We start from the raw sequence: 18,963 nt of genomic DNA, 5'->3' as shown, positions 1-18,963 counted from the left end.
CGAGAGTTTGCGTATAGCGGTTTATAAACCTCATCGGCGTAATCGGCGTACACTCGGGAAATAAAATTTGCAAATTTTATAAGCGGCGAAGCGAGGGGCGACGTCGCTAAAATTTCTCTCCGCACATACGCCATTGAAATTTCTTTCCGCACGCACGCCGTAAAAATTCTCCCCGCAGCTCTGCCGTGAAATTTCGCGCGCCGTTTAATGTAAAATTTTGTCTATCCGCGCAGCGAGCGGCTGCCGTCTGCTAGCAAAATTTAGTATATTTGGCACTGCGACCGCGAAAAATCGTGGGACAGCAGCAGCTTACCTCTGCAAAATTAGCATAAATTTGGCGCCGCAGCCGCGTGCAGCTATCGTTCTTTAAATAAACCGCAGCTAACCCGCGAGATCGCCCGCCGCTAGGAGCGAAAACCGCAAAGCCCTGCGGCATAACAAAGCATAAATTTAAAAGAGGAATTTTGCTCTTTGTGCTACTTCGCGCAAATAGCGCAGCAAGACGTAAATTTAAAATTTAGAACGCAAATTTGAAAGCTTAAAATTTACAGTCCCAGCTCGATCGCCAGATCCTTTACCGCTTTGAGATTTACCTTGCCGCTGCCTAGCACCGGGATTTGCTCGACCTTTTTCACGACGCTTGGCTGCATTATCGGCGCCAGTGCGGAGTCCTTCAGGCGGCGCGAAATTTCATCCTCGCTCGCTTCGCCCATATAAAGCAGAGCGATCTTTTCGCCCTTTTTCTCGTCTTTTAGATTCACGCACGAATAGATCGCGCTTTCGCCTAAAATTTCGCCCACAGCGCTCTCTACCGCGCCCAGGCTGATCATCTCGCCGCCGATTTTGGCAAAGCGCGAAAGGCGATCGGTGATAAATAAAAACCCATCGTCGTCGATATAGCCGATGTCGCCGCTCTTGTAGTAGCGCACGCCGTCCATTTGCGCGATCGCCTCAGCGGTTTTGGCCGGCTCATCGTAGTATTCCTTCATAACCTGATGCCCGCCGATTAAGATAAGCCCCTCCTGGCCGTTTGGCAGCGGCTGTAGCGAGGCGGGATCGGTGATCTTTATGACTGTGCCCGCAAGCGGCAAACCGACGCTCTTTTCGCGGTTGAAGTGAAGCTCTTTGAAAAAATCGGGCTCGAGGACATTCGGCGTATTTACGCTCACCACCGGCGCAGTCTCGGTCGTGCCGTAGCCCTCGTAAATTTCGATGCCGAATTTTATCTTAAATTCCTTGCGGACGTTTTCGTTTAGCTTCTCCGCGCCCGCAATCGCTAGGCGGATGCTTGCCAGCATAAGCGGATTGAGCCTTTTGTTTTTGGCGTATAGCCTAAAAAACGTCGACGTGCCGAACATTATCGTAGCGCCGTATTTCGCGCTCATCTTGCCGACGCTAAAGGCGTCCGTAGGATCGGGCACGTGGATGCTTAAAATTCCATCGTTTAGCGGAAAGAGCGTCGTTACGGTAAGCCCGAAGCAGTGAAAGATCGGCAGAGACGCTAAAATCGCGTCGTGCTCGGTGGCGTTTATGAGCTCTGAAATTTGACGGACGTTTGCCATTATATTTTTATGCGTCAAAACCACGCCTTTGGGCTTTCCCTCGCTGCCGCTACTAAATAAAATGGTCGCTACGTCATCTATCGCGTGCGGCTTAAAATACAGCGCGCGAAATAAAATTTTAGGCATTAGCAGCGATTTTAGCGCCCAGGCTATGCGCTCGTTTTTAGAGACGCCCTCGCTTAGATCTTCAAGGTACACTAGCCGATCGCCGATCGAGCTTTCCAGCTCAAAGCCCTTTGATTTGAGCTTTTCTACGAATTTGCGCGAGCTGATGATTGTGCGGATGTTTGCTTTATCTGCGCAGTAGATTAAATTTTCTTCGCTTAGCGTGTAGTTTAAATTTACGCTCGTTTTGCCCATCGCAAAAAGCGTTAAATTTACGGCGCTTGCGATGACCGAGCTAGGCAAAATGATACCGACGTTTTCCTCGCTGCTTATGCGGCTTTTTAGTCTTTTGCGAAGTATCAAAACGGCGCTCATCATCGCTAAATTTGTGAAGCTCACTCCCGTGCTATCGACCGCTACGCGCTTAAAAGGCGATCTTTTGGCTTGATTTAGCCAGTTGTAGGCAAGCGGCTTTAGGCTTGCGAGGTATTTGCCCCAGCTGAAAAAAGATAGCTCCGTTACCGCGCGCTTTACCTCGTGCGCCTTGGAATTTGCCTCAATCGGCGCGCCGAAGCTTACGCGAAGTGCATTTTTGCCGCTTTGCGAGATCGTTCTTTTATAATGCTCGCTAGCGCGCGAAAACGTCGATCCCCAAAGTCCTCTTATATAAAAAGGCACGATTACGGAGTTCGTATCGTGCGCGGCTAGCTCAAACCCGCCCTGAAACTCGTCTATGCGGCCGTTGTAGCTGATGTGGCCTTCGGGGAAGAGCCCCACTACTTCACCAGCATTTAGCGCCTCGCGAATGCTTTCGATCGCGCTTTTGCTCACGCCCGCTCCGATCGGAATGACGCGGAAAATTTTAAAAAACCACTTCAAATACCACAGATCGTAGTAGCTGCGATGCATCACGAAGCGCACCCCGCGCGGGCACGCAAGCTGCACCACCGCCCAATCGATCCAGCTGATATGGTTTCCTAAAAGCAGTACACCGCCTTTTTGCGGGATGTTTTCGATACCGTCTACGTGGACCTGGTAGCCGAATTTCATAAACGGAATGAGTAAAATTCTAACGAAAAGCTGCGGCAAATATTTCGCGCCGAAGATCCCGCAGATAAGAACGCAAAGAGCAGCCATAACGAAAATTTCGCCGCTGGCGACCGCAAAATGCACCAAGATGATGGCGATGAGCAAAAACAGCACCATAAAGATATTTTGGATAAAATTTGAACCCGCGAGCACCCGCCCCATGCGCTCATCGGCGGTGAAAAACTGAATGACGGCGTTGAGCGGCACGATGAAAATTCCGCCGCTAAATCCGAAGAAAAACGATGCCGTGCCGAGCCAAAATACGGAGTGCGCGTTGGCTAGCACCATTAGCGCGAGCGCAAGCCCAAATGCGCCGAACGGTACGATGCCGAGCTCGATATGTTTTTTACAATAGCTGCCCGCAAAGATCGAGCCTAGCGCGATTCCGATCGCACTAAGCGCCAAGATCACCTGGATCACCATTACGTTATCGCTGCCGCTAAGGCTCTTGTAGTGAGCCGGGAAGGTCGCTATCACGAGCTGTGAGACCGCCCAAAACATCGAAAGTCCCAGGGTGCAGAGCAAGACGTTTTTGTCTTTTAGCACAAAATTCAAATTTTGCTTCAAGTAGCGCAGGTGTAGATATTCTTTCGTGTCAAATTCCGCCTGCGGTTGCGCGGCGTCGAAGAATGGAATTTTATATGAGTAGTATGTTTCAAGCGCGGAGCCCGCGACCAAAAGCACGCCGATGAACCAAACCGAGCTCATCAGCTCTCCTGCGTCGTTGCTGCGCGTCGCAAACAGCTCGAAAATCACCGAAAACGCAAGCGATGAAAGCAGAATCGCGATGATGGTAAGAGCCTGCACGAGACCGTTTGCCGCGCCTAAATTTTTCGCGCCGACGATCTTTTTAATCAGGCCGTATTTGGCGGGCGAGTAGATCGCGCTTTGCGCCGCAAGCAAGATCGTCATAAAAAATGCGAAATAAAACCATCCGCACAGATAACCTAGCGTAATTAGCGCGGTGAGCGCGACGCCGAGTTTCGCGCAGATCCGCGTGATGCGGGTACGTGAGAATTTGTCGTTGAGATAGCCGCTGGCGCTAAAAAGAAATACGTAAGGCAGCAAAATCAGCAAATTTACAAGTGAGGTAAGGGCGATGAGAGCGCCGGAATCGGCGCTTTTGACAAGGACGTTTTGGATCGTGATCTTATGGCCCAGATCGACGCTTGCGTTGATAAACATAATCGCCAAAAACGGCAAAAATCCGTTGATTTTTAATAAAGATTTCAAGCTATCTCCTTTAAAAACGGGATTTTATCTCACGGAAGTTAACGGACGCAAATTTAAGGCGGCTTCGCTACAATTACGCAAAAATTAAAGGAAAAATATGAAAGTACGTATCACCAATCGCGACGTCGATAATCTCAATAAATTTATGCTGCTTTACAGCAAAAAGGCGCGCAAGCAGCGCCTCATCAGCACCTACGCCATACCGTTTGAGTTTTTGCTCGTTGGCATCATCATCGACGGGCTTTTAAAAACGGCGCCGATTGCGAGCGTGGCGTCGGTTATTTTGGGTGCGGCGTGGCTTATTTTTTATCCGAAATTTTACCGCCGCATGCTAAGAAAGCATCTGGCTTCCGCCAAGCTCGGGCAAGATTCGAGCATGGAGATGAGCTTCGTCGCAGACGGCGAGACGATCTCGTTTTCGAAGGGCGAGCCGCGCGCAAGCGAGAAATTTGCCGCGCGCTCGCTAAATCGCATCGCTACGGGCAGGGAGAATTTTTTCTTGGCGTTTGATCGCGGCTTTCACATCGTCCTTCCCAAAAACGCCGAGACGGACGCTGCGGTGCAGCATCTCGCGGATCTGCGCGGGCTGCAGATCGAATCCGTGAATATGGATGTTGAAATTTAACTCAGGCACAGCCTGCACCGCTTAAAGCGTCGTCGGGGGTTGGGTGGGGTTTGTGGGCGAGCAGAGCAATGTGGTGCTGCGGGGCAGCGCCACCCTCTGCGAGAGGTGTGACCTCGCAATTCAAGCCCTCTTCCCGCCCCAAGATATATCACGAATTAAAATTTAAACGGAATTTCATGTAATAAATTTAAAATTTCTCTATGTAGAATTTGTGTCTAGAATTTGGGGCGTGGTAGCGTTTTCTCTTAAGGGGGAAGGGGCGCTACTTGCGAGGCGCTCCCCTTCCCCCTTAAAATCCCCCAACCCCTGGCACGCTCAAAGGGCGAGCTACGCTCGCGCTAATTTTAAACTGCGGCTGGCGGCAAAATTTTGGCTAAAATTCTGCATTCAGCTTGCCGTTACGCCTCGCGCATCTCCTCTGCTAGGAGCTTTTTGTAGGTGCGCTTGAAATGAAACGCCCAAATTAGCGGAAATATTATCTCCAGCCCTTTCCAAAATGCAAACCCGCCATATCCCCCAGGAATGGCAAAAAAACATCTGCAAACCACATAGCAAGCGACTACATAGCTTGTTCCAAAGACAGCGCCCCAAGCTATTATTTCAGAGTCGGTCGTAACAACCCGGATCGCAACCAAATATATGAAAGCGCTTGCTAGCGCGGTCGGAAAAAACCAATTCAGAACGCCCAATTTTTGGTGATTTATATCCGCGCTAAGATATCTCGATACGCACGCGATGATGCACAGGGTGCATAAGATAGCGCGCAGCACGGCTAAATATCGCAGTCCGCGAGGCTGTATCGCGCCTTCGTAGTCGCTGTTTTCGCAGCTGCCCCTTTGCCTGTTTTTGCTGCTGCGCCCCGCGACATAGACAAAATGCGCGCCCAGCGCTATGAAACACGCGCATGCTGCAAGGTCCCAAAATATGAAGTTACCGAAGATTGTCCCGCCCGAGCCATCATCGCCCGTAGGTCCTATTAAATAAGGCCACGAAATTTTCACTATGCAAAACGTCGCCGCAAGCAAAATCGGGTGCAGCGCGAGCCTGCCGTTTCGCAAATCGGAGAGTAAATTTTTAAAATATCTCATGCTTTCCCCTTAAAATTCCGCGGAATTTTACTAGCTTTCCATTATTTTAAGGCGCGGTTTGTAGCTGAAATTTTAAAGCCACTTTGCTCGTTCATTGCTAGGATCCGTTTCGTTGCCGATCGCTTCGTAGCGCGAGTAGTAAAACTCCACAAACTCCCGCACCTGCGCCTCGCGTGGCAGATATACGCCGCCGCTAAGCTCCGCAAAGCGCGATAAAAATTCTGCCGCGTCCTTTTTGTCGCAATAAAGCCGCGCCAGATCCTCGTAGTTTTGCAGGCACGCAGACTTAAAGCTCTCATAGCCCGCGCGGTCAAATTTAACTGCCAGACGCCCGCGTTCAAATTTCAAAACGCCCGATGCGAAAAGCAAGCTCAGATGTATCAACGCCTCGCAGTAGTAGGGTTTGAGCTCCTCCACCCGCTGCCACGCGATGAGCCCTACGGCGCGACGGATCAGCTCGTCCAGCACCGGCAGGCAAAACTCCTCCTCTTCGTAGAAAAAGAAGCTCACGAGCCCGCCGGTGGTCGCCTTGTACTCCTCGATGAGCTTAAAAAGCCCCGAGCGGTTCATGCGCGCCTCGGTGTCCGCGTCGATGAAAAATATATGCCCGAACTCGTGCCCGATCGTCGATATTTCGTAGACGCGGCGCCAAATTTGCGGCTTTTTAAATAAAATTTCGCGCCCGAAATTTAGATAGTCGAGGTCGAAAATTTCGCTGCTTAGCCGCATAAAAGGTCTAGCCTTGGCGCTTTCATAGACGAAATTTACGAAAGCGAAAATTTTCTTGCCGCAGTTGGTACTTACGAATTCGTCGTTGGGCACGACCTGCGCCGAAAAGAGCCCGTTAAGATCGGCTCCGTAGTAGATCAGCGGCGCGCAGACGTAAAGCTGGGTTTTGGCGATATTTGAGAGCACGAGCGAGTGCATGACGGCGTTATCGGCGCCGATTTTTTCATATGCGCGCTCAAAGCTCTCGCTTACACGCGCTTTAAATTCCTCCGCGCTGAACTCATACGCGCCTGCAAGCCTGACGTCCCATTCCAGCGCGACTGCATGCGTATAGGCGTCCTCGTAGTATTCGAGCGGATGCCCGATTTGAAGCGGCGTTTTTATATCCATCCACGCGATCTCCGCATCCCGCCACGCGCCGATTACCGCGTTAGCGTCCCTCTCGCAAAAGGCCTGCTTGAGCTTGGACAGATACGCGACGTAAGCTAGCTCGCTCTCATCTTCTGCTAGCGTCACCAAACGCTCCAAAAGATCGCTAAATTCGCTCTGCAGCTTTGCCGTCTCATCCGCAAAGACCACGGCGTAGGGAACCATTTGGGATTTGCCGTCACGCTGTACTATCGCGCCGTAGCAGCGCTCGCAGATCTCGCCGTGAGGCGTGCGCATAAACAGCTTCTTTTGCAGCAAAAATTCCTTCGCCCGCGCAAGCGAGCTAAATTCCTTTTGCAAGCGCTTGTTCGTGCCTTCGATAATTAGGGCTTGCCAGCTTTTTTGCATATCGCTTAGCACGAGCCCGATGCGGTGCACGCCCTTTAAAAGCTCCAGATAAAACGGCTGCAAAATCCCCTGCGCGCCCGCTTCGGCGATGAGTGCTGCGTGCATACTCTCATGTATTTCGCGCGTGAAATCATACATTTTGCTCTTTAGCTCGCGCTGTCGCGCCTCATCGTAGCCCAAACGGCGGAATTCCTGCAGCAGCGGATCCTCTTTGAGACCCACGATTCGGCGTAGCACGGCGATGCGCGCAGTATCGCCAGACTCAAAGCCGCAGATCTTCAGCCCGCGCGCAATTAGCTCGGCGTGCGGCTCGTCGTAGAGGGCGTTTAGTCGCGCCTTAGCGCTCGCTGCCATCTCGCTAAGTTTTGCAAAATCGTTCATCGCGTATCCTTTTTGTCGTTTTATCGTCTTTTTACGAGCGGAATGTGTCTGCTTCGCGAGCAAAATTCTATCCTCGCATCCGCTTAAAATTTTAAAATTTCGACATAGATTTTTGCCGATTGTATCGAAAAAGTGTTAAATTTGCGCGGTTAAAATGCGAGATTTTTAAATTTAAGGAGTAAAAATGAGCGATTTAAACTTAGACGATTTCGGCGAGCCGCGCATCAAGGTCGTAGCGCTGCCTAAGGATACGAATAGCTCGGGCAATATTTTCGGCGGCTGGATACTAGCGCAGATCGATTTAGCGGGCGCGACGGCGGCGCGCGAGATAGCGCCCGAGCGGGTCGTGACGATCTCGATGCAGGAGGTAACTTTCAAGCAGCCCGTATTTATCGGCGATGTCATCAGCTGCTACGCAAAAGTATTAAGCGTAGGAAATACCTCTATCCGCGTGCAGATCGAGGTCGCGGCGCTGCGGCTGGGCGAGGATGGATTTCGCGAGTGCTTGCACGTAACCAGCGCGATCGCAACCTACGTAAGTGTGACCAAATCAGGTCAGAAAAAGCCGATCAGCGCAGAGATCAAGCGACTGCACGGATTTTAAAATTTTTCAGACTTTAGTTTTAGCTCAAGGAATTTTAGCGTCAAGCTTATAACGCGAAAATTCTTATGTGGGATAAGCTTAGTGCACAGAATTTGCTGCGTAAAATTTTATAATTTTAAGCGCGGAATTTTGCTGTACAGTATTTTGGTAGAAAACCTCGCAGACGGAATTTTAGAATTTTAGAATTTTAGAATTTTAGAATTTTAGAATTTTAGAATTTTAGAATTTTGCGGCGCGCAGATTAATAAACAAATTAAAACACGCCGCGGTAAGTCGTGCTAGCAGCTAGTTTGTAGCGTCTTGGAGCTCTTCTTCGATCTCGGAGTTGCTTTTTACGACCATGCCTGAGCCATGGATGACGCTAGGCATGCAGGATGTGCAGATATGCACCGTCTCGCCGTTTTTATGCGCCTTGATAAAGACCGCGTTTTCATCGTCGCTGCTTTTGAGCGAACATATATTGCAAATGTAAATATCACCTGATTTCATAGAAATCCTTTCTTAAAAAATTTCGCACTATTTTATGAAAATTTCAAAATTTTTCATTGATTTTAGTTAATCTTTAGCGATTTTTATTGCGGGCGCTTTCGTCTATCAGCACTACGTGCGTCAAAAAGATGATGAAAAATAGCTGGAAAAATAATCCTACCAGCGGGATCAAACACAGCAGATAAAAAATAAAAGCACTTAGGGCAAATTTATATCCGCCACCCATTTTATAGCAGCGCTCGAAGCTTTTCGCGCTTAACGCGTTTGAAGCGACGTCGATTAGAACCAGCTTGTAATAGATATAAAAAAACGGCACATTGATTATGAATAAATTTATAACCGGCACAAACAAAAGCACCGAACAGATAAATAAAATCGCTAAAAATTTTAAAATTTCAAGGCTCATCAGCTTTAGCACTCGCGCCGTGCTCGCTTCATCCGCGCGGCTTAGATGGTAGTGGCGCGCGTTGATCTCTTTAGTGACTGCGGGTGTCAGAAAGGCCGCGATGATAAGCGCGCAAAACACGCTAAGCATCAGCACCGCGAAGCTGGCAAACACCGAAAAAATCGCGCCGATAATCCACTTCGTAGCAGCAAAACTTAGAATTTTTGCAATTATTGGGAAGCGCTGCTCGTCCAAGAAGCTAAAATCGCCGCTTTGCGCGCCCTGCGAAAGTGCGTCAAAAAGCTCTTTGCCGCCGAAAAATGCGAGCGTGCCTAAGATTATAAGCGAGCACATAAGCGGCAATAGCGAGAGCAAAATAAACTTGCGCGTAAAAAAATCCTGCTTTGCCAAATTAAAAATTCTACCCATGTATGCTCCTATTTGCGTTATTTTAGCGACTTTTGCGACGAAATTTGAGCTGAGTAATTTGGCTGCCGCACCGCGCCTCATCAATCCGCTCACTTGGCGCAATCTCTTGCTTTAGCCGGCTCATCTCGCATTATAATACGAAATTTATGCTTTGATCGCTCGCCATCCCCGCGTTTAATTTGCTCATTTATAGTGTGTAAAAAGAGGCCAGATCTAGCTTGGTTTTTACCTGTTGCAAATATTTATTTGCTTGCTGCGCGGAATTTCGCCACTTATAAATAAGCTGACATTGCGTAAAATTTTAGGCACAAAACTGCAGAATTTCAAATCAAGCCTCTTTTTTAAAATTTGCATGCCGAAATTTTATAGATGAAATTTCAAAATTTCAAAGGTAAATCTCGCGCGCAAACCCACGACTTCACTTCGTCGCGTCGTAGATCTTTTGCAATTGCTCGTAAATTTCGTTTGCGCTTACTGCGCCTTTTGATAGCACCTCGATTAGCACCTCGTTATCTTCAAGGTCTCCCCAGATTTTGCGGTAGCCGCCTTCTTTGTAGCCGTTATTTTGGCGGAATTTATTCAGCACGTTTTTGCCAATATATTTGGCAAAAAGAATGTCTAAGCTCACGCCACATTTAATCGCCACGCGAAAAAAATCGGTCAGCAGCTCGCCGATTTGCAGCTCAAATCCGCTTGTTTCGTGGATTATGAGCTCGATGTCGTTTACGATTTCGTAGATGCTGTATTCGCGCACATCGTAGGCGTAGGAGCTAAACTCTGCAAACCCACTCACTGCCGTGACATCACTTACGATGTGATCGATGTCTTTGTTGCCGTAATATTGCTCTAAAATATAGCTCATTACGAAGTGCCAAATATCAACGATCTCGATGACGATATTATTCACGTCCGGCGCTGCAGAGATATTTTTCCAATGCTTCCACGCAAAGCTATCGATGAGCTCTGCACATTCCATGTAAATGCAGCGCTTCCAGTTGATAAGTTTGCCGTTTTTTGTATAGCCGTCCTCCCAGCCCACGCCATTTGTTTCGTCGTTTAGGGCTTGCTGCATCAAAAACATCTCTTTTACTTTTTTATAATTTTCCATAAAAATTCTCCTAATTTTGGCTCGTGATTATAGCTAATAAAAGAAAATCATTGTATAATTTAGCAAAAAGGAGGCTTAAAATGTGTGCCGCTCAGGATAAATTCGACGAGTTTTTAGGCAGGATGAAACTCCTATCTCTCGGAGTTTTGCGCAATAATCTGCCATATTGCTGCAGTGCATTTTACGCCTACGATCCGCAAAATAAGGAGCTCATTATCGCAAGCGCGAGCGACTCCGAGCATATCAAAGCAGTCTTTGCCAACCGCGGAGTTGCGGCTACAGTCGCGCTGGATACGAAATTTGTAGGCAGGATCAAAGGTGTGCAGATTTGCGGCCATATCCGTAGCGCGGATGAGCGCGAAACCTCGCTATATCTTAAGCGCTTCCCGTTTGCGCGCGCGATGGAGACCGATTTTTTTACGATCAGAATCGATTGGATGAAAATGACCGATAATACTCTAACTTTCGGCAAAAAGCTAATTTGGGAACGCTAGTTCGCTAAGAAATCGTCTATTTATTTTTACGAAATTTTAAACTTGCAAGACTTAAATTTTATCTAGTAAGATTTTAAAACTTGCATAAATTCTATCTTGTCTATTTTTCAAAGAATTTCACCATTAGATCCGCTTTAAAATTTCCGCTCGGTTGGTTTTTGGAATTTTACAGCGCGGAATTTAGCGTAAAATTTCATCTTGCAAGCGGGGATTATCGCAAATTTTATTCCCTTAAAAGCGGAGCCTGCCGCGTAGAATTTCGCTTGAAAATTTTAAAATTCTAAAATTTAGCTTTTCAAATTTAGCCTGGCGCTCAAGCTTAGCTCTGCCGCTTTCTGATTTCGCTTACTAGTCGTCCGCCGATCGCGTAGTCGTCAGTGGATATTTCATCTATCGTAACGACCGTAGTTTTCTCACCCCTACCCAGCACGGCTACCAGGGCATCGGTTAGGTCTTTTACGAGCTTTGCTTTTTGCTCGCGACTTAAGCCGCCGCGCTCTTTGGTGATTTTGACGTTTATGTAGGGCATTAATTCTCCTTAAAATAAGCGTAATTGTAGCCAAAATTTTGTCTGTGCGCCTGAAAGTGCGGAATTTTATGTTAAAATCGCCGTGATCTGAATTTAAGGAGAAAATATGCCATTGTTAGATAGTTTTAAGGTCGATCATACCCGCATGAATGCCCCGGGCGTGCGGCTCGCAAAGAGCATGCGCACCAAAAGCGGCGATAAAATTAGCGTCTATGATCTGCGGTTTTGCCGCCCGAATTTAGAGATTATGAGCGAGCGCGGCACCCACACGCTGGAGCATCTTTTTGCAGGCTTTATGCGCGAGCATCTAAATAGCGCGGACGTCGAGATCATCGACATCTCGCCGATGGGATGCCGCACGGGCTTTTATATGAGCGTGATCGGCGCGCCTAGCGAGAGCGCCGTTGCGGCGGCGTGGAGCGCGAGTATGAAGGATATTTTGGGCGTGGGCTCTCAAGCAGAGATCCCCGAGCTGAATAAATTTCAGTGCGGCACCTTCGCGATGCACTCGCTAGCAGAAGCTAAACAGATCGCGCAAAACGTGCTAAATAAGGGGATCGGCGTGATCAAAAACGACGAGATCGCGCTGGATCCAAGCAAGATAAAATAATTTTGAAATTTAAGAGATAGCGCAAAATTTTAGTGCTATCTCTTTGAGCACCGATTGTTCCGCGATCAGTGTATAACGCACCATAAAATATTATCGTAAAATATGCAAAAATTTGAGACACAAAATGCGTATTTGCTAAAACAAGCCGGAGGTAGCATCTATTTATAAGCCGATTTAGTTTTATAAACCGACTTAGCGCTTGCTGTAAAGTCTGCGCCACGCGGGGTTTTTGATAAAAGCTACGATTTGGCTTTAAGCTGGGTGGCAAAAGCGCGCAAGCAAAGCTCATATTAAATTTAATAAATTTATCTTGTAGGTCGGCTTTAAATTTATAAGAATTTTTAAAATTCCGTCTTAAATTAAAGCCGAAATTCTACCAGCGAACACCCTGCTTATGCGTTTTCTTGCTTTTAGATGCGATCTTCAATCCTGCATAAAAAATCGTATAGCAAAACGAGAATTTAAAATTTTTATTTAAGGTTTCGTTGCGAGTTTGACGCTTGAAATTTCACTTTCGCTGCACGAAAAGAATGCTAAAATTCCGCCGAAACCGCACCGGATGCGGTGAACTTAAAGGAGAGAAAATGCAAAGAATTTTTCATATAAAAGATGCTATTTGTAGCGACGAGCGAGCCGTAAAAACGACATTTTTTACTACGGAGGCCACTTGCGGCGCGGTTTGGATCGTCAAACGCGGCCAGGTCGTAGCGCCGCATATTCACCCCGGTGGCGATGACGTGTGGATCTGCTTAAGCGGACGCGGCGTGTTTTATCCGAGCAAGGGCGAGGAGGTGCCGATCTGTGCGGGCGATCTAATCATTTCCAAAAGCGGAGAGTGCCACGGTATGAAAAATACGGGCGGTGAGGATTTTGTGTTTGCAAGCGTTACGGCGCCGATTCCGTGCGGCTACGAAGCGCTTTGAATTAAAATTTGCCAGAGATTTTGTGGTATTCGCAAAATAAATTAGCGTCGCAAAAAGTTGAATCAGAATTTGTCCGTAGCGTTAAATTTCATAAATTTAGCCGCGCTTTTGTACAATTTCAAATGCCGCGCAATCTGCGGTGAGATTAAATTTGAGGCAAAAGATGTATGAGGATTTTACGCAAGAGCTAAAGGGCGAGCGCGCGCAAAAGAAACGCAAAGCTAGGGCGCGCAAGGCAGAAGCAGATCGCAAGACTATACGAGACGCGCCTCGAGGCATGCCGCTTTGGCGCAAGATCGCGCTTGGCGCGACATTTGTATTTGCGGCTTTTAGCGCGCTCGCTCTGTTTGCGGTTATAAATTCCGCAGACGACTACTCGCCGCGGGACGACGAGCAGATCAAATACAGCGATTTTTACAAAAAAGGGGACGAAATTTACGCCCTCGTGGTGGGTGCGGGCTATTTTGCGATACCGGGCGCGGACGCGGCGAGCTTTCGGATTTTGGATTTCGGCTCCGGCTACCGCTCCAACGTCGCCGCGGATAAAAACGCCGTATATTGCGGAAATATCGCGATGAGCGAGCTAGAGCCCGCGCGCACGAAAGCCGTAGCGTTCGGATACGTAAGCGACGGGCAAGTTAGCTATTTTTGCGACGGCGAGGCGGTGCCGAACGACGCGCTGGGGGCGTTTAAGCTTACTTATCAAACCTTGGCGCATATTTTTTGGGATGCGCCCAAGCCGCAAAGCTACCTCTATAAATTTAAGCGAATGGACGCTACGGATCTGCGCCAAATCGCGGGCGTGTATTACGCTGCGGAGGGCTCGCGCGCGTTTTATAAGGGAGAGGTTTTGCCCGGCGCCGATGCTGCGAGCCTGCGCCGGATAGAGGGAAGCGATGGGCGCGCTAGCGACGTTTATGCCGCGGACGGCGCGAACGTGTATTTTAAAAACCTGCGCCTTGACGCGCGCGATAACGGCGGGCATTACGAACTTTTGAGGCAGCGCCTGAGCTATTTTTTGTGGGATGCGAAAGGCGGCGACGTTTTTGCAAACGATCTGAAATTTGACCCCGCCGCCGCGCCCTATACTCCGCTAAATAGGCAGCTCGCGCACTCAAACCATCTGCTTTTTGCCTCCCCTGGCGGCATCTATTATTTTGACGAGAATGACGGAAAGCAAAAGCGCGCGGCAGACAACCCCTTTGAGGGCGAAGTTCGCGCGCTTAGCGGCAGCGTATTTCAAAGCGGCGAGCGGATATATTTTTTAGAAGGCGCCGAAGTTTGGGGCGGCGGCCGCAGCAGTCGTAGGCTGGTCGCTCGCAAAAGCGGGCTTTTCGCGCTCGAGCTGCCGCATGAGTGGCGCAGGGTCGGCGGCGTGCACGGCGGGCTATACGGCTGGATCTATTCAAACGGTGGGCGATTTTTCTACTTCGACGATCTGGGCTCTTCGCAGCTGATAGATCGGTGCATTTATGAGATCAGAGATTTAAACTTGGTTGAAATTTTGCTTCAAAAAAGCAGCCTTGGCACGAGTAAAATTCGCGAGATGATAAAGAGCGGCGGGCTTGAAGCGGTGGACGGCGAGCTGCTTTTTGAGATAAAGACGCGAGTGGAATTTTAGCCGCGATTTGAGCACAATTCGATCGCAGAAAGCGCTGCTAAATTTTAAATTTGATTTTGCTTCGGCATAAATTTATAAAATTTAAATGTCGTCGTGGGCTCTAGCGCAGATTTAGAATTTCATCGCAAATTCCTTTAGAGGGAGCGCGCAAATTCCGTTTTGCGCTGTCGCGACGACGTGCGAAATATTTTGTATCGATCGCGATTTTTACGTCGCGGCGCGCTTTGATAAGGCGTCGCCGTAAATTTTATTTTAGCACCGCAGCTTTTGTAAATTTTGCTAGCAGTGCGGGCAACGCGGCGACAGAGCGTAAATTTAAAAGGCTCAATCGCAAAGCTACGCGCATAAAACTTGCGCACCGAGCTCGCAAGATAAAATTTAGCGGCTTGGATTCAAAAGCGCAAATATCTTATTTCGATATGAAATTTAACAGAGCGAGTGCAGATCAAGCGGCGCGATCAAAGCGCCGTTTTGCAGACCCGCGAGCTTTAAGTAAAGCAAAATAAAGCGCTATTTTATAAATCCGCTTGCCACTACGCGGTCGCGCTCGTCGTAAAAAACCGCGAGTTGCGCCGGAGCGATGCCAGCTGCGGGTGCGGACAGCACGGCATGCACGCCGCCGTCTTCGCGAGGCGAAATTTTAACGGGGAGTTTGGCGCTGCGGTAGCGGATCTTAACGCCGAGACCCGGCATATTTAAAATTTCATCCTTGCTTAAAAAGGCGTTAAAATTTTCGGTGTCGAACTCGTAGGTCGCCAGCTCCTCCTTACCGCCCACGACGATCTCGTTTTTGTGCGGGTCGATGCTTAGTACGAAGTGTGGCTCATGCGCACCGTGCACCGTAAAACCGCGGCGCTTGCCGATTGTGTAGTGCATATAGCCCTCGTGAGTGCCGATGGCATTGCCCGCGCGGTCGCGCACGATGCCGGGCATTTTGGTGCCCGTATGACGGTTCAAAACGTCGATGTAGGTGGTATCCACAAAGCAGATCTCGCTGCTTTCGCTCGCAGAAGCGATCTGCGAAAGCTCCTCATAGGCGCGCGCAGCCTCTTTGACATCCTTTTTATACATCCCTCCAAGCGGAAAGAGCATAAACTCAAGCGCGGCGGGATTGATGTTTGCTAAAAAATAGCTCTGATCTTTGCTAAGATCTGCGGCGGCTTTTAAAAGCCCGTCCTCGATGCGGACGTAGTGCCCGGTAGCTAGGCGCTCAAAGCCCTGTTCGCGCGCGAATTCCAAAAGCTTGCCGAGCTTTATGCGGCGGTTACACAGCGCGCAGGGATTCGGCGTAAGACCGCCTATATAAGCCTGCACGAAGGGCTCGTAAACGTCGCGATTAAAATCATCCTGCAGATCCAAAATGTGGATTTTTATACCCAAAAACTCGCCTACTTTGCGAACTTTGGCGATGTTTGCCTCATGATAGCCGGGCTTTGCGTGCAGCTTCATATAGCAGCCCTGCACCTCGTGCCCCGCGTCCTGCAGCAGCTTCGCGCACATCGAGCTATCCACGCCGCCGCTCATCGCGACTAAAATTTTCATTCGTTCTCCTTACGTCGCACATCCGTTAAAATTTCATACACGCTGTCGCAGAGCATGAAATTTTGCAGATCGCTTTCGTTTATCGCGCCCGATTTTAGCAGCGAAGTGCGGAAAAACTCCATCAAAGGCGCGTAAAATTCCTCGTCGTAAAGATAGATCTGAGCGCGCTTAAAGCCCGTTTGCACCAGCACTAAAATTTCAAAAAACTCATCCAGCGTCCCAAATCCGCCCGGAAAGATGACGAAAATTTCGCTGTTTTCGATGAGAGCGCCTTTGCGCGGCGCAAATGCCGAAAAATGCGCGCCCGTAGTTAAAAAGCCGTTGCTTTTTTGCTCAAACGGCAGCATGATGTTAAAGCCCACGCTGTGCGTCCTTGCCCTCGCAAATGCGCCTCGGTTGGCGCCTTGCATAATGCCGCCACCGCCTCCGGTGATGATCGAGTATCCTAAATCAGCGAGCCCCTCGCAGAGCTTTTGCGCGTCTTTTACGTAGCGATTGTCCTCGCTAAAGCGTGCCGAGCCAAAGATCGTGGCGCTTTTGCCCACATTTTTGAGATTGTCGCGGGCGATTTTGATGTCTTTTAAAATTTCTTTCAACTGCATGATTAATCTATCTTTTGTGTATATTATTTAAAATTTTAGCTTTAAGAATAACATTAAATTTTTAAAATTCCGTTTAAAAAGGCAGAATTTATGTGATTTAAAATTTCATCGTAAATCATACTAGGTTGCTAAGTTTTCGTAAGAATCCGCCGATACCGCGGTAGGCGCTCATATCGATAGGCTCGTAGCCCTGTTTGCTTAAAAATCGCGAGACGCTCTGTCTAAGCGCGATGGTAGCTGGCGAAAACGGATAGAGCGAGTTAAAAAGCGCGCGATTTTGTGAGCAGACGGCTACTTGTTTGCAAAACGGCACAAAGCCTAGCAGTTTAAAGCCCAACTCGCTTATATTGCGGTGCGCGACCGACTTTAGATTTTCGTAGATCATCACGGCATCATCCTCGCTCGCGGTGAAATTTAGCAAAAACAAAACCTCTTTTTTGCTCGCCCCAAGCGTCTTTAAAAGCGCGTAGGTGTTGCTGATCGAGCAGGGTTCGTTCGCGCACAGCACGATATTTTCGTCGCCGATGCTCAAAAAATCTCCAAGATACTCAAGCCCCGCATCGATCAAAATAAAATCGAAGATTCCCGCCTCTTTCAGCTCGCTTGCGAAGCGAGCGGGGCTTTCGTGAGCCTTTGCGTTTGCGAAATTTCCGGCTTCTTCGGGATTTGATGAGCGGGCGGAATTTTTCATTTCATCTTTACTCGCGGAATTTTGAGAATTCTCGTCAGGGATTGAATTTTGCTTGGTGAAATCATCACTTTTAAAATTTTCTAGGCTTTCTGATTCTGTAAAATTCCATCCATCTTCGCAATTCTGCGGCTTTTTGGCTGCACAATTCGTAGAATTTTTTGCAGAGTTTGCCATTGAATTTGAAGCGGCGGAATTTTCTGAGTTGTTTTTGTCATCAGAGCTCGTAAGCTTTTGCACATAATTGTGCGAGCCGCCACTTTCGTCGTCTTGCGAGCCTTGCGCGCTACCTATAGAATTTTGCATGACGTAATCGTCCGCGCTAGAGCTTACGTTTTTGATAGAATTTTGCGCCGCAGAATTCGCGCTATTTGTAAAATTTTGTGAAGACACGGGATTTTGTGAAGCAAGCGCGGGCGAGACGAGCGTTAAATTTTGAGAAATTTTTACTGCGACAGCGCTTGGTAGCGAAATCCTCTTTCTTTGCAAAGCGTTTAAGACGATCTCTTGATTGTTTAAATTTGGCGCTTCGATGATCGCCGTGCGGTAGCCCTGCTCGCTTAGAATTTCGGCGAAATTCGCTGCAATCACGCTCTTGCCGACTCCGCCCTTGGCGCTTAAAAAATTTACGATTTTAGTTTGCATATCAGTCCTCTTTTAAATTTCATCTCTCCAAGTGGCAAAATCACGCTTATGCGCTCGCAGGCACCCGGATGCGGCAGCACGAGCTGCTCGCAGGCACGCACCTTCGCGCTTGCATATAAAATATCCACGTCCAGCGTGCGCGGCGCGTTTTTAAAGCTTCTTTTGCGCCCAAATTTCAGCTCCGCGCGCTGCATAATTTTAAGCAATGTAAGCGGCGGCAGAGAGCTTTGCACGAGCATTACGGCGTTTAAAAAATCGGGCTGATCTAAAAAGCCGAACGGCTTGTTTTTTAAGATCAAGGAATTTTGTGCTACGAAAAAGCGCGTATCGCTTTGCAAAACGCGATAAAATCGCTTGAAGCGCCGCCTGACATCTCCTAAATTCCCGCCGAGCCCGAGCAGGTATAAATTTTTAAAATTTTTGCGCTCGCGGCGCCTCATCGGAAAAACGGCGCTTTTTACGACGCACAGCGCGTCCGCGCACTCGTAAAATCCGTTTTCTTTAAGCCGCATGTTCACCCGAGCTACTCTCATAAAATTTCGGCCCCGTTTTCGCGCACGACCACGACATCCTCGATGCGCACGCCAAACTCGCCGGGCAGATAAATCCCGGGTTCCACGCTAAAGACCATCCCCTCTTTTAGCACGACCTCTCCGCGCTTTGAGATAAAGGGAAGCTCGTGGATATCGACTCCGACGCCGTGTC

General features: G+C 48.6%; 18 protein-coding genes. 6 read left to right on the top strand and 12 right to left on the bottom strand.

All coding sequences use genetic code 11. The features are described from left to right. Positions 1 to 545: 545 nt before the first annotated feature. Positions 546 to 3,989, bottom strand: a complete 3,444-nt coding sequence (locus Q0369_RS04315) for an acyl-[ACP]--phospholipid O-acyltransferase (protein WP_298096451.1) — start codon at positions 3,987 to 3,989, stop codon at positions 546 to 548. A gap of 97 nt (positions 3,990 to 4,086) precedes the next feature. On the opposite strand from Q0369_RS04315, the gene Q0369_RS04310 reads away from it, so the two are divergent. After that, positions 4,087 to 4,614 (top strand): hypothetical protein, encoded by a 528-nt coding sequence (locus tag Q0369_RS04310; protein ID WP_298096448.1) that lies wholly within the window; start codon positions 4,087 to 4,089, stop codon positions 4,612 to 4,614. Positions 4,615 to 5,012: 398 nt separating this feature from the next. Here Q0369_RS04310 and Q0369_RS04305 read toward each other — a convergent pair whose 3' ends face one another. Continuing rightward, the gene (locus Q0369_RS04305; RefSeq protein ID WP_298096446.1) at positions 5,013 to 5,702 is read right to left on the bottom strand and encodes a hypothetical protein; all 690 of its coding nucleotides are present in this window, start codon (positions 5,700 to 5,702) and stop codon (positions 5,013 to 5,015) included. Between the two features lie 72 nt (positions 5,703 to 5,774). Further along, positions 5,775 to 7,589 carry an invasion protein CiaB gene (gene ciaB, locus Q0369_RS04300; RefSeq protein WP_298096443.1) on the bottom strand — a complete coding sequence of 605 codons (1,815 nt, stop codon included), beginning with the start codon at positions 7,587 to 7,589 and terminating at the stop codon, positions 5,775 to 5,777. A 184-nt stretch (positions 7,590 to 7,773) separates the two neighbouring features. Between ciaB and Q0369_RS04295 the strand changes: the two genes are divergently transcribed. Next, the gene (locus tag Q0369_RS04295) at positions 7,774 to 8,193 is read left to right on the top strand and encodes an acyl-CoA thioesterase (RefSeq protein WP_295153100.1); all 420 of its coding nucleotides are present in this window, start codon (positions 7,774 to 7,776) and stop codon (positions 8,191 to 8,193) included. Positions 8,194 to 8,478: 285 nt separating this feature from the next. Here Q0369_RS04295 and Q0369_RS04290 read toward each other — a convergent pair whose 3' ends face one another. The 3 genes from Q0369_RS04290 to Q0369_RS04280 form a co-directional block, all read right to left on the bottom strand. Further along, the gene (locus tag Q0369_RS04290; RefSeq protein ID WP_297941994.1) at positions 8,479 to 8,682 is read right to left on the bottom strand and encodes a hypothetical protein; all 204 of its coding nucleotides are present in this window, start codon (positions 8,680 to 8,682) and stop codon (positions 8,479 to 8,481) included. A 73-nt stretch (positions 8,683 to 8,755) separates the two neighbouring features. After that, positions 8,756 to 9,496: an EI24 domain-containing protein gene (locus tag Q0369_RS04285; RefSeq protein WP_298096441.1), complete on the bottom strand. Its 741-nt coding sequence runs from the start codon at positions 9,494 to 9,496 to the stop codon at positions 8,756 to 8,758. Between the two features lie 418 nt (positions 9,497 to 9,914). After that, entirely contained in the window at positions 9,915 to 10,604 is a 690-nt protein-coding gene (locus Q0369_RS04280) for a dUTP diphosphatase (RefSeq protein ID WP_298096439.1), read from the bottom strand. A gap of 80 nt (positions 10,605 to 10,684) precedes the next feature. On the opposite strand from Q0369_RS04280, the gene Q0369_RS04275 reads away from it, so the two are divergent. Beyond that, positions 10,685 to 11,098: a hypothetical protein gene (locus Q0369_RS04275; RefSeq protein WP_177386822.1), complete on the top strand. Its 414-nt coding sequence runs from the start codon at positions 10,685 to 10,687 to the stop codon at positions 11,096 to 11,098. A 319-nt stretch (positions 11,099 to 11,417) separates the two neighbouring features. On the opposite strand, the gene Q0369_RS04270 is transcribed toward Q0369_RS04275, so the two are convergent. Continuing rightward, entirely contained in the window at positions 11,418 to 11,627 is a 210-nt protein-coding gene (locus Q0369_RS04270; protein WP_297880211.1) for a 4-oxalocrotonate tautomerase family protein, read from the bottom strand. Positions 11,628 to 11,733: 106 nt separating this feature from the next. Here Q0369_RS04270 and luxS point away from each other — a divergent pair, with 106 nt between their 5' ends. The 3 genes from luxS to Q0369_RS04255 all read left to right on the top strand — a co-directional run bounded on the left by luxS (position 11,734) and on the right by Q0369_RS04255 (position 14,781). Beyond that, positions 11,734 to 12,237 carry an S-ribosylhomocysteine lyase gene (gene luxS / locus Q0369_RS04265; protein ID WP_298096438.1) on the top strand — a complete coding sequence of 168 codons (504 nt, stop codon included), beginning with the start codon at positions 11,734 to 11,736 and terminating at the stop codon, positions 12,235 to 12,237. A gap of 584 nt (positions 12,238 to 12,821) precedes the next feature. Further along, positions 12,822 to 13,160: a cupin domain-containing protein gene (locus Q0369_RS04260; RefSeq protein ID WP_298096436.1), complete on the top strand. Its 339-nt coding sequence runs from the start codon at positions 12,822 to 12,824 to the stop codon at positions 13,158 to 13,160. A 163-nt stretch (positions 13,161 to 13,323) separates the two neighbouring features. Continuing rightward, complete coding sequence (locus Q0369_RS04255; RefSeq protein WP_298096433.1) at positions 13,324 to 14,781, top strand: DKNYY domain-containing protein; 1,458 nt, start codon at positions 13,324 to 13,326, stop codon at positions 14,779 to 14,781. A 510-nt stretch (positions 14,782 to 15,291) separates the two neighbouring features. Here the strand turns inward: Q0369_RS04255 and mnmA are convergent. From mnmA to Q0369_RS04230, 5 genes are all read right to left on the bottom strand, one after another. After that, complete coding sequence (mnmA, locus tag Q0369_RS04250) at positions 15,292 to 16,323, bottom strand: tRNA 2-thiouridine(34) synthase MnmA (RefSeq protein WP_298096430.1); 1,032 nt, start codon at positions 16,321 to 16,323, stop codon at positions 15,292 to 15,294. Beyond that, a complete protein-coding gene (locus Q0369_RS04245; protein ID WP_298096427.1) occupies positions 16,320 to 16,925 on the bottom strand; it encodes a TIGR00730 family Rossman fold protein in 606 nt (201 codons plus the stop codon). The genes mnmA and Q0369_RS04245 overlap by 4 nt, the downstream gene beginning before the upstream one ends. Before the next feature lie 115 nt (positions 16,926 to 17,040). Further along, a complete protein-coding gene (locus tag Q0369_RS04240) occupies positions 17,041 to 18,258 on the bottom strand; it encodes a P-loop NTPase (protein WP_298096425.1) in 1,218 nt (405 codons plus the stop codon). Beyond that, positions 18,240 to 18,791, bottom strand: a complete 552-nt coding sequence (folK, locus tag Q0369_RS04235) for a 2-amino-4-hydroxy-6-hydroxymethyldihydropteridine diphosphokinase (protein WP_298096422.1) — start codon at positions 18,789 to 18,791, stop codon at positions 18,240 to 18,242. Before folK ends, Q0369_RS04240 begins: the two co-directional genes overlap by 19 nt. Further along, the coding region (locus tag Q0369_RS04230) for a M24 family metallopeptidase (RefSeq protein WP_298096483.1) at positions 18,788 to 18,963 on the bottom strand (176 nt) is incomplete at its 5' end. The genes Q0369_RS04230 and folK, both read right to left, overlap by 4 nt.

Source organism: uncultured Campylobacter sp. (genome assembly GCF_938030685.1).
Lineage (GTDB): Bacteria > Campylobacterota > Campylobacteria > Campylobacterales > Campylobacteraceae > Campylobacter_B.
Note: the sequence above shows the minus strand (reverse complement) of the source record. Positions and strands in the feature narration are given on the sequence as shown.